At 67.9% G+C, this 10,391-nt stretch carries 11 protein-coding genes, 1 tRNA gene and 1 pseudogene; 7 read left to right on the plus strand and 6 right to left on the minus strand.

Going from position 1 to position 10,391, the window contains the following annotated elements:
• Positions 1–224: 224 nt before the first annotated feature.
• Entirely contained in the window at positions 225–524 is a 300-nt protein-coding gene (locus CK505_RS17700; RefSeq protein ID WP_161976667.1) for a transposase, read from the minus strand.
• Positions 525–1,040: 516 nt separating this feature from the next.
• Here CK505_RS17700 and glgX point away from each other — a divergent pair.
• From glgX to CK505_RS17715, 3 genes are all read left to right on the plus strand, one after another.
• A complete protein-coding gene (gene glgX, locus CK505_RS17705; protein ID WP_095651879.1) occupies positions 1,041–3,230 on the plus strand; it encodes a glycogen debranching protein GlgX in 2,190 nt (729 codons plus the stop codon).
• A gap of 238 nt (positions 3,231–3,468) precedes the next feature.
• Positions 3,469–3,542: transfer RNA gene (locus CK505_RS17710), tRNA-Gln, on the plus strand.
• A gap of 323 nt (positions 3,543–3,865) precedes the next feature.
• Positions 3,866–4,261, plus strand: a complete 396-nt coding sequence (locus CK505_RS17715; RefSeq protein ID WP_095651880.1) for an Hsp20/alpha crystallin family protein — start codon at positions 3,866–3,868, stop codon at positions 4,259–4,261.
• Between the two features lie 392 nt (positions 4,262–4,653).
• Here CK505_RS17715 and CK505_RS17720 read toward each other — a convergent pair whose 3' ends face one another.
• The 5 genes from CK505_RS17720 to CK505_RS17740 form a co-directional block, all read right to left on the minus strand.
• The gene (locus tag CK505_RS17720; RefSeq protein ID WP_136341372.1) at positions 4,654–4,950 is read right to left on the minus strand and encodes a hypothetical protein; all 297 of its coding nucleotides are present in this window, start codon (positions 4,948–4,950) and stop codon (positions 4,654–4,656) included.
• Positions 4,951–5,034: 84 nt separating this feature from the next.
• Complete coding sequence (locus CK505_RS17725; RefSeq protein WP_095651882.1) at positions 5,035–5,226, minus strand: hypothetical protein; 192 nt, start codon at positions 5,224–5,226, stop codon at positions 5,035–5,037.
• Complete coding sequence (locus CK505_RS17730) at positions 5,223–5,450, minus strand: zf-TFIIB domain-containing protein (protein WP_095651883.1); 228 nt, start codon at positions 5,448–5,450, stop codon at positions 5,223–5,225. The genes CK505_RS17725 and CK505_RS17730 overlap by 4 nt, the downstream gene beginning before the upstream one ends.
• A 109-nt stretch (positions 5,451–5,559) precedes the next feature.
• Complete coding sequence (locus CK505_RS17735) at positions 5,560–6,225, minus strand: hypothetical protein (protein ID WP_136341371.1); 666 nt, start codon at positions 6,223–6,225, stop codon at positions 5,560–5,562.
• Between the two features lie 59 nt (positions 6,226–6,284).
• Positions 6,285–6,629 carry a hypothetical protein gene (locus CK505_RS17740; protein WP_136341370.1) on the minus strand — a complete coding sequence of 115 codons (345 nt, stop codon included), beginning with the start codon at positions 6,627–6,629 and terminating at the stop codon, positions 6,285–6,287.
• Positions 6,630–7,088: 459 nt separating this feature from the next.
• On the opposite strand from CK505_RS17740, the gene CK505_RS17745 reads away from it, so the two are divergent.
• From CK505_RS17745 to CK505_RS17760, 4 genes and pseudogenes are all read left to right on the plus strand, one after another.
• Positions 7,089–8,042: an oxidoreductase gene (locus tag CK505_RS17745; protein ID WP_095651886.1), complete on the plus strand. Its 954-nt coding sequence runs from the start codon at positions 7,089–7,091 to the stop codon at positions 8,040–8,042.
• A complete protein-coding gene (locus CK505_RS17750) occupies positions 8,042–8,671 on the plus strand; it encodes a TetR/AcrR family transcriptional regulator (protein ID WP_095651887.1) in 630 nt (209 codons plus the stop codon). The genes CK505_RS17745 and CK505_RS17750 overlap by 1 nt, the downstream gene beginning before the upstream one ends.
• Before the next feature lie 272 nt (positions 8,672–8,943).
• On the plus strand, positions 8,944–9,645 hold the full coding sequence (locus tag CK505_RS17755; protein WP_165440223.1) for a dienelactone hydrolase family protein: 702 nt from the start codon (positions 8,944–8,946) through the stop codon (positions 9,643–9,645).
• A gap of 485 nt (positions 9,646–10,130) precedes the next feature.
• Positions 10,131–10,391, plus strand: a pseudogene (locus CK505_RS17760) (IS256 family transposase); the annotation flags it as partial.

The following is a 10,391-nucleotide window of genomic DNA, read 5'->3' on the forward strand; positions in this document are numbered from 1 at the left end:
GATACCCACGACGGTGACCATGGCTACCTCCGTGTGCTCCTCGTGCCTGATCGAAGGGCAGGACGAGCCCCCGGCGGGCACGCCTCAATCGGACGCCGAACAGCGCACGCTCCTATCAGGCCACACCCGGACCTCGCCCGGCCGGACCGGCGGGGCGGCACATCGCGGACAAGCCCACCAAGATCGAGGGCAGCGAATAAACGAGCCAACCCCGCCGGCACTTCCTACGATGACATTGACGCGAAGAAAATCGAGGCCTTGCGCAGGATCTCGTTGGCCTCGCGCAACCGTTTGTTCTCGGCCTTGAGCCGCTTGATCTCTTCGGCCTCGGCCGTGGTGACTCCATCCCGGTCCCCGGAGTCGATCTCGGCCTGACGGACCCAGTTGCGCAGCGTCTCCCGCCCCAGATCCAGCTGCTGACCGATCTGCTGACAGGCCACCGTCAGCGACGGATAGTCCTGCTGGTGCTCGCGCACCATGCGCACCGCTCGGGCCTTGAACTCGGCGTCGTACTTCTTGGGCATGTCCTCATCCTTCATCGAAAGGAAGCGGCATCAAACCCGTGACGGTTCACGGCCGCCTACTGCACGCCCGACCTGCAGCAACGCCAACGCACATGATTTAGCGTTGCTCGTGGCACCTGCCGATGACACCGGCCCGCGCCAGCTGTCCTACCGTGATCCTGGCGCAGCGCCCTTTCAGGTGCGTGTTCGGGCAGTGAGCCGAGCCTGACCGGAGCCTCAGAGTAGGAACGATCAGCAGCTACGAACAAGGCAACTTCTGCGCCAGCCGGTTCTTTGCAGTACTGGTTACGGGACCGACCAGATCAAGGGGGCGACCAAATCCTGGTGGGGAGTATCCGTCGGCGGCCCCGCATACGGTGCCTCAGCGCGGTCGCCGTCCTGCGGCCGTGGCCGCCGCATTATGGTGGGGTCGCCGGGAAGAGGATTCGTGCCCCTGTGATCGGCGGGGCCGAAGCCGGCAGGATCACGGGATGTTGCTGCGGGTGGCTGACCGGTTCGAGGCGGCGGAGGACAAGAATGGATGTGTGGACGGGCAGCCCCTATCCGTTGGGGGCGACCTACGACGGCAACGGCACGAACTTCGCCGTGTTCAGTGAGACGGCCACGGCCGTGCACCTGTGCTTGTTCGACGCCGAGGGCTCCGAGCACCGGATCCCGCTGGAGGCCGTGGACGCCTTCGTGTGGCACTGCTATTTGCCGCACGTGATCCCCGGTCAGAAGTACGGGTACCGCGTGGAGGGCCCCTATGACCCCACCCGCGGTGTGCGGTGCAACCCGGCCAAACTGCTGCTGGACCCCTATGCCAAGGCCATCAGCGGAGACGTGCGCTGGAGTCCGGCGGTGTTCTCCCACTACCCCGGGGATCCCGGATCATTCAATGCCGAGGACTCGGCCGCCTCCACGATGAGGTCGGTGGTGATCAGCCCGTTTTTCGACTGGCAGGGCGACCGGCCCCTGCGGATCCCGTACCACGACTCGGTGATCTACGAGGCCCACGTCAAGGGTATGACCATGCGCCACCCCGAGGTCCCGGCCGCAGAGCGAGGGACCTACGCCGGGCTCGCCCACCCGGCGGTGATCGCCCACCTCACGAAGCTCGGGGTGACGGCGATCGAGCTGATGCCGGTGCACCAGTTCGTCCACGACGGGGGCCTGCTGGAGAAGGGCCTGTCCAACTACTGGGGCTACAACACCATCGGGTTCTTCGCCCCGCACAACGCCTACAGCTCCACCGCCGAACCGGGCCAGCAGGTCCAGGAGTTCAAGGCCATGGTCCGGTCCCTGCACCAGGCCGGGATCGAGGTGATCCTCGACGTGGTGTACAACCACACCGCCGAGGGCAACCACCTGGGCCCCACCCTGGCGTTCAAGGGCCTCGACAACTCCGCCTACTACCGGCTGGTCGAAGACGAGAAGCAGTACTACATGGACTACACCGGCACCGGCAACACCCTCAACGTCCGCCACCCGCACTCCCTGCAGCTGATCATGGACTCCCTGCGCTACTGGGTGACGCAGATGCACGTGGACGGCTTCCGCTTCGACCTGGCCGCGACCTTGGCCCGGGAGTTCTACGACGTGGACCGGCTGGCCAGTTTCTTCGACCTGGTCCAGCAGGACCCGGTGGTCTCCCAGGTCAAGCTGATCGCCGAGCCCTGGGACATCGGCCCCGGGGGCTATCAGGTGGGGAACTTCCCGCCGCAGTGGACGGAGTGGAACGGCAGGTACCGCGACGCGGTGCGCGACTTCTGGCGTGGGGCCCCTGCGACGCTCGGGGAGTTCGCCTCACGGCTGGCCGGTTCGGCGGATCTCTACGAGTCCTCCGGGCGCCGCCCGTTCGCCTCGATCAACTTCGTCACCGCCCACGACGGCTTCACCCTGCGCGACCTGGTCTCCTACAACGACAAGCACAACGAGGCCAACGGTGAGAGCAACAACGACGGGGAGTCCCACAACCGCTCCTGGAACTGCGGGGTGGAAGGCCCCACCAACGACCCGCAGGTCCTCGCCTTACGTGCCCAGCAACAACGCAACTTCCTGGCCACCCTGCTGCTCTCCCAAGGAGTGCCGATGCTGGTGCACGGGGACGAGCTGGGCCGCACCCAGGGCGGGAACAACAACGCCTACTGCCAGGATAACGAGCTGACCTGGATCGACTGGGAAACCATGGACGGCCCCCTGGCCGAGTTCGTCGCCGCCGTGGCCCGGCTGCGCCGTCAGCACCCCACGTTCCGGCGCAACCGGTTCTTCAGCGGCCGGCCCGTGGACCGCGAGCAGGGCCAACCCTTGCCCGACATCGTGTGGCTGAACCCCGATGCCTCCCCCATGGTGCCCGCTGACTGGGGCCAGCCGCTGGCGCGCGCCCTGGGCGTCTTCTACAACGGGGCGGCCATCGGCAAGGACTGGCGCGGACGCACCATCACGGACGTGAACTTCCTGCTGTGTTTCAACTCCCACGACGGGCCCGTGACCTTCATCCTTCCACCGGCCGAATACGCCGTGGAGTGGGAGATCGTCCTGGACACCGCCGGCAAGAGCGCCAGCACCAGCCTCGTGGCCGCCGACGCACCCCTGGAAGTGGCCGGCAAGTCCGTGCTCATCCTGCGCGCCTACACCGCCCCACCGGCAGAACCCGATCACTCCGTGGCCGCGTCCTTGGCCATCCTCACCGCTGGCACCGACGCAGCCGCCCCGTCCACCAGCTGAAGATTCTTGCGCGGAAGCATCACCCCTCCACCGAGACACTCGTTCCTCACCCCCGGCCTATGACCAGGCACCTGAACCAGGTCGTACCGAGCCACACGCCGGGACCCACCCGGGGAGCACTGCCACCCCGCAGTGGACCTCGGGTCCTCGAATCAGCCCCGACCCAGCACGGACACCGGAGCCTGGGAATGGGCGCACCCCGATCCCACGTTGAAATCCTCGCCCACCCTGTGGGCGGTGCCTGCTAGCACAACTGGTAGTTGCACCGGTTTCTGGCACCGGGGGTTCCAGGTTCGAATCCTGGGCAGGCAGCACAGCCCAGCCACCGCACAACGTGCAGCCAGGGATCTGATCGGCAAGCCGCCCCGGTCCCCGACCGGTGGTCGAGGACCGGGCGAGCCCCACAGCCGGCCGTTGCGCCGACGACTTCCCCTATGAACGTGGAACCACGGCCGGCGCGGATGACGTTTCACCGGCGCCGGAAACAGACCTTTTGCGCCCCGCCTCCGGTGCTTATCCTGGAAACGTCCCTGTGAGAGCACCTCCGGCCCCCGTTCGACGGGTCCACGGCCTCCGGTTGACGGGCCGCCCCGACGACGCCGGGGCCGGGCCCGAGGAGCAGGGAAGCTCTCGACATGCTGGAGCCTTTCCGCCGACTGCTGGAAGGCGACGTGCCGTCGGACCTGCAGGTGTCCTGGCCCAAGGTCGAGGAGTTCCAGGACGGCGAGGCCATGGTGATCCGAGCGGAGCTGCCCGACATCGACCCGCAGCAGGACGTGGAGCTCACCGTGGTCAACGACATGCTGCGGTTGCGGGCCGAGCGCCGCCAGAAGTCCGAGCACAAGGACAAGGCCACCTACCGTTCGGAGTTCCGCTACGGCTCCTTCGTGCGCACCCTGCCGTTGCCGGCCGGGACCAAGGAGGAGGACATCACCGCGACCTACAAGGACGGGGTGCTCGAGGTCCGGGCCCCGGTGACCGCACCCGACCAGCTGCCCGGGACCAAGAAGATCCCCGTCACCCGCGGCTGACCACCACCGATACCCACCCGAAGGTCGGTGGCTCGAGCGCCTCGCTCGGGCCACCGACCCTCTTCCGGCATGCACCACGCGTCGCGGACATCCGCTGATTCCCGGCCTCGGCAAGGACCGGCACGCAGGGGACCGGGCATCCTCCGCGATCCACCGTCGCGATCGCCCACCTGTGTCACCGTTCTCCGGGGCGCTCACCGCGCTGTCAAAGACCGGATCCGACGGACAAGCTCGTGCCTGCCCCCCTCCGCACGAGAACCGTCGGACCGACGACCGGCCATATGTGAAGCGGCTTCTGGCCCGTTCCACAGGTGGGATCAGGGGGTGAGGATGGGGTTGGTGCGGTCACAGGAAAGGAAGCCGCGGACGAGTTGTTGCTCAACGCCAGGGCCCTACAGCTGAGCCAGCCGTTCCCGTAGCTGCGCGACCTCCCGGTCCATCGGCGGCTCAGCGAGGTTGCGCTCGGCCCAGGCGAAGAACCGCTGCGCCTCATCGAGCAACGAGTCGAGGAACGGGGCGGGCTCCACCATCACCCGGGTCTCGTCGGTGGAGAAGAACACCTTGCCCTTGACCGTCTCCAGCACCACCGGCAGCGGCTGGTCCGGGTAGGAGGTCTCCCCGCGGCCGGTGTCCAGGAACTCCTCGACCACATGGAGCAGGTAGCACCACAGCGCCGAGACGTGATCCACCACCCCCAACGGCAACAGCTCGACCCCCTGGTAGCGCAGCCGGATCTCGTCCTCGCTCCAGTCCCGGTCCCAACGCCGACGGGACTACCACAACGCGGCTACCTCGGCCTCGTGCTCGAAAATGTCCAGCAGGTAGTCCTGAGGATTGGCGGCCACCTTGACGGGGTCAAAAATCGGTCCGCCCTTGAGGATCAGCGTGGTGCTGCTCAGCCGCGCGGTGCGCTGGTACTGCGCCCACGCCGAGTCACCCGTGGTGGCAGCCCATGGCTTGCTCACGAGGCGGGCGCCTCGTCGAGGCGGTGCAGCTCGCTCCACAGCGGCGGCCGGCTGCGCAGGAGGAGGAACTGCTCGATGGTCGTCAGGGGCGGGCCCGGCAGCTCATCGGTGGCCTCCCACACGCCGTCGCACTCATCGCACACGCGGATGGTCTCGTTCGTGGCGTTCACCTGCCAGGTGGCAAGGACGCCGGTGTCACAGGCCGGGCACTCATCGGGGTTCATCGCAGCTCCTTCCTTCGGATCTCTCCCGGCCAGGTACCGGGATCGTGATGCGGATCGGCTGAGGACCCCGCCGCGCTGGGGCGACAGCGCTCATGAGGTCCTCGAGTGATCAGATTCTGCCCCGGATCACCCCGGCGGCGGAAGACCGCGCCTCTCGCCCGTCCGGCAACGCCCATCCCGGGCCGCGGGTGCGCACCGGGCGCCCCGCGCCCACCTGATCGGCCAGGGCGCACCGGCCTTCACCGTGTCGCGGGGTTGGTCCGCCCTGGTTCAGAGGTGAGTGGCGAGAATGGCGCGGCCACGGATGAAGACATCTCGGATGAGCCGTTGTTCCTCGACCGTGAAGCAGGGCCGGTAGTCCTCCCCGGCAGGGGTGACGCTGGGGGAGGTTGTTGCCGAAGAACAGCTTGTCGTAGCACTGCTGCCACGCCTCTCCGGTGTCATCGAGGGTGGCCGAGACGCTGCGGGCGATGTCGGCGAACAGATTCCACGCATCCAACACCTGCGCGCGGATCTCTTCGGAGGCGAGAAGCTCCAGCAGCTCCTCGACGTCGTCGAGAACCTGCACGGCCCCATCGCTGTCCTTCAGCTCGAGGCCGTGCCGGGCGGCCACGGTGGTGAGGTCCTCGGTGGTGAAAGCGGTGACGATTCTCCCGTCCAAGACGAGGACCGCGTCGATGTCCTCCTCAGTGACCTGGGTGCCGTCATCGGTCTGCCAAATCAGTGCACGGTCGCAACCGTTGAACCGGACCCACACCGGATACGAAAGCCTCATTCCCGCACCCTACCCAGCAGGCGCCGACAGAACGGGCAACCGACTGCGTTGGGTGGGCCTCAAGCATCCTCGATGCGCAACTCCGCCAGAGGTGGGTGGTGATCGGCGTTGGCCCAGGTGATCTCCACCCCGCCGGCGTGGCCCTGCTCGTGCCACAGATACACGCCCAAGGCCTCAACGGGGGTGGCGTCGCTGACAGCGTGGAACCACAGCGGACACTCGGTGTTCTCCGGAAGCCGGGGCGTGTTCGGGTCCACGGTGAAGTCGAAGCAACCGCAGTCCTGGGCCTCGGTGATCCTCAAGGAATCGAACTGTTCTTTCAGCACCGGTGCCAGCGGGCCGCTGTGGAGCAAGATCTGGGACAACAGCCGCCGCTGAGAACCGGTCGGCGGTGTCTCATCCATCCGGACAGCCTATGCACTGCCTGGCCAGCCATCGCCCGGCACGCCACACGTGGCCCAGCAAGGCCAGCACAGTCGGGAACGCCTCCGGGCGTCCTCGGCCTCCTGCCGGGCGGAGACCAGTCGCGCTTCACGCTTGGTGACTTCCTCCGGCAGTGCCCGCACCTGATTCCCAACCACTGGAGCCCGGTAATGACGAGGGTGAGCGATGCTGTACCTAGAGCGCCGACGAAGAGGCCTCGGAACAGCACCCTGGTGAGGCTTCGGAGCGGGATGGCCGGCGATCCGCCGGTAGTTGGAAACCCCGGACCAGATTCGTTCTGGGGGTCCGGTCTGTGACCGGTCCGATAGTTGTATCGGTCAGGGGCATGCCGATGCTCGGGTGGGCGCGAGATGCGGCCCCGACGGTGCGGTGCCGCCCCGAAGCGGACACCGTCAGTCCGTTTCGGCTATGGTCAGGTCATGACGAACACGACGACATCTCCGGCCTGGTCGCTGGCCGACATCCCCTCTCTGGCCGGGCGCACGGCCGTGGTCACCGGCGCGAACAGCGGCATCGGGTTGCGCACCGCGATCGAGCTGGACCGTCGGGGCGCGGTGGTGACCCTGGCCTGCCGCGATCCGCGGCGTGGTGAGCGGGCTCTGGCCGAGCTGGTCGAGGAGACGGGGTCGAGCACTGCCAGGCTCGGACAGCTGGACCTGGCCGACCTCTCCTCGGTGCGTGCGTTCGCCTCGGCGTGGGACGGCCCGTTGGACCTGCTGGTGGCCAATGCCGGCATCATGGCCGTCCCCCAGGGTCGGACGGCTGACGGCTTCGAGCGCCAGCTGGGCACCAACCACCTCGGCCATTTCGCCCTCACCGGGTTGCTGTTGCCGGCCCTGCGCCAAGCGGAGGCGGGCAGGGTCGTGGTCGTCTCCAGCAACGCGCACTGGTTTGGGCGCATCGACTTCGACGACCTGCAGGGGGTGGGCAGCTACCGGCGGTGGGCGCGGTACGGGCAAAGCAAGCTCGCGAACCTGCTGTTCGTCCACGAGCTGGATCAGCGGCTGCGGGCGGCGGGCGATACTGTGACCGTCGTCGCGGCGCACCCAGGTTTTGCGAGCACCAACCTCACCAGCGGGTTCACTGGTCCTGCGGGCCCGTTGCGCACGGTGGTGCGTGCCCTGGAGTCGGGCATTGCGCAGCCCGCCGCCGCCGCGGCCCTGCCGTCCCTGCGCGCTGCGACGATGCCCGAGGTCCGCGGCGGCGAGTACTACGGGCCTGGCGGCCTCGGCCAGGGGCGCGGGGCCCCGGTGCTCGTCAGCCGCTCCCGTGCTGCAGGCGACGACGCCGTTGCCGCCCGGCTCTGGCAGGTCAGTGAGGACCTGACGGGAGTGACCTACCCGGACCTGCCGGCCCCTGGCGAGGCCCATTGATGGCCGTCGAGCCCAACCCAGCGCCTCCTGTGACGGGGGCACGAGGACGGTCGGACGCGGCACGCAACACTGAAGCCGTCCTGCTCTCCGCGCGTGCGGTGTTCGCCGACCGGGGTGCGAGGGCCACCATTCCCGAGATAGCCCAACGGGCGGGAGTCGGGAACGCCACCGTCTACCGGGCTTTCGGCTCCAAGTCGGGCCTGCTCACCGCGGTGGGTCAGGATCTGCTCAGCTGGGTTTCCCAGCGGGTCGCCGAGGCCGTGGCGGACGCGGCCCAGCACGGCGCCGCGGCGTGGCCGGCTTTCCTGGAGGACCTCTTCGAGCGGCTCCGGACGGACCGCATGACCCTGAGCCTTTTGTGCGGAGAGCTCATTCCAGGTCTGGGCTCGGCCGAGGCCGAGGTTCGCGCAGCGATGGGCGCTCTCGTATCTCGGATGCAGGACGTCGGAGCGCTGCGCCCCGACGTCAACGTGGAGGACGTGACCATCCTCGTCACCGGCTGCGCCACCGGCCTCGACCACGCACGGCAACAAGACCCCGCCCAGTGGCGGCGCTTCGCCGATCATGTGCAACGAGCCCTGGCACCGTCGACGCCGAGTCGGGGGACGACGCCTGCTCCGTCAGGTTGAACCGGGCAGCCCGCGACGTCGCCGGACTCGCCAACTGTTGCAGCTGGTGGGGTGTCCTCGCGTCGAGGGGTATCCAGCCGCCAAGCCCGCGTCGACCGGGCGACCTCAGCGGGGCCGGACCCGCCAGCAACCACCCGTAGCACTGACGCCGGGCACCACCGATTCCCACGTCACAACACCACCCCTAACAACTTCCGTGGTGGCGAGGCTGCCGGTGGCCGGTGATTAACACGGTCCTCCGGGGCGCCTCAGGCGGGGTTAGCATCGCTGCTATGTCGATGATGTCCTTTCCCGCCCCGGCTGGCCCCTTGCCGGGTTATCTGGCCGTTCCCGCCGGGGAGGGGCCCTGGCCGGGGGTGGTCGTGGTCCACGACGCCTTCGGTCTGACCGAGGACATCAAGTCCATCACCGACCGTTTCGCGGCTAACGGCTACCTGGCCCTCTCCCCGGCCCTGTACCGGCGCGGGCGCAGGCCGGCCTGCGTCGTGAGCACCTTCCGATCGCTGTCCAGCGGCAAGGGGAGAGCTGTCGAAGACATCCTCGCCGCCCGCGACCACCTCGTGGCCGATAATCGTTGCTCCGGGAAGGTGGGATCGGTCGGGTTCTGCATGGGTGGCGGCTTCTGCCTCCTGCTGGCACCACGAGGGGTGTTCAACGCGACCGCCCCCAACTACGGGTCGATGCCCACAGACAAGGCGTCACTGACCCGGTCATGCCCTGTCGTGGCCAGCTACGGCGCCGAGGACCGCGCCTTGCCCGGGGCGGCCGATGAGCTGGAGAGGTTCCTGGCCGAGGGTGGGGTGGCACGAGACGTGAAGGAGTACCCGGCCGTGGGTCATTCCTTTATGAATGACTGGAAGACGCCCAGGCCTCTGCGTTTTGTTGAACGCACCGCCGGGCTGGCCTACTCGCAGCCGGAGGCCGAGGACGCCTGGCAACGCATCCTCGACTTCTTCGGCGAGCACCTCCACTAACAAGCAACCACGGCCTCACACATCCCACCCCGTATCCGCCATGACCCTGAAGACCGTCCATCCCCTGACATCGACGGTCTTCACGTTCCCTGCACAGAATCAAAACACCGGACTGGAGACTCTGGAGCCCTTGGAGCGGATCAGCGAAACGTGGGGCAGTCCCTGTCATCGCAGACAGTTGGTGGGCGCGCTTGCCCTTCTGGCGGCGTCGCCCCCTACCCGCCGTTGAAAGCCTTCTGAATCCCACCGGCATCACCCCTCCACCGTGAAGGACCAGTTCCGTCCGCACCAGGCACGGGCCAGGCCGAAAACGGCGGCATGGGTCCCTCCGTCGCAGAGCGACCCCAACCCGATGCGTCCCTCTCAGTGGCGAAGGCGGCAAGTGCCGGCCAGGCCTATCTCACACCCGGTTCGTTGGTTTCGGGGGACTATCGCAGTAACGGTGTAAGAGGCCTAATCGCCCCGTTCGGGGTTGGAGGGTCGACATGAGCGAGAAGATCGAGACACTGGTGGACGTGAGCCCACCGACACCCGGTGACGAGCCGGAAGAGAACGCGCAGCTGAGCGCGGTCGAACAAGACACCGTCCGGGAACTGGTCCGTGCCGCCCGCGCCAGCGGGGCGGCGTTGACCGGTCCCGGCGGGCTGCTGAAGCAGCTGACCAAGATGGTCGTCGAGGCCGCCCTGGACGAGGAGATGAACGAACACCTCGGCTACCAGCCCGGCGAACCCGAGGGGCGGAACCGG

The organism is Kocuria sp. WN036, assembly GCF_002287015.1.
GTDB classification, from domain to species: domain Bacteria; phylum Actinomycetota; class Actinomycetes; order Actinomycetales; family Micrococcaceae; genus Kocuria; species Kocuria rosea.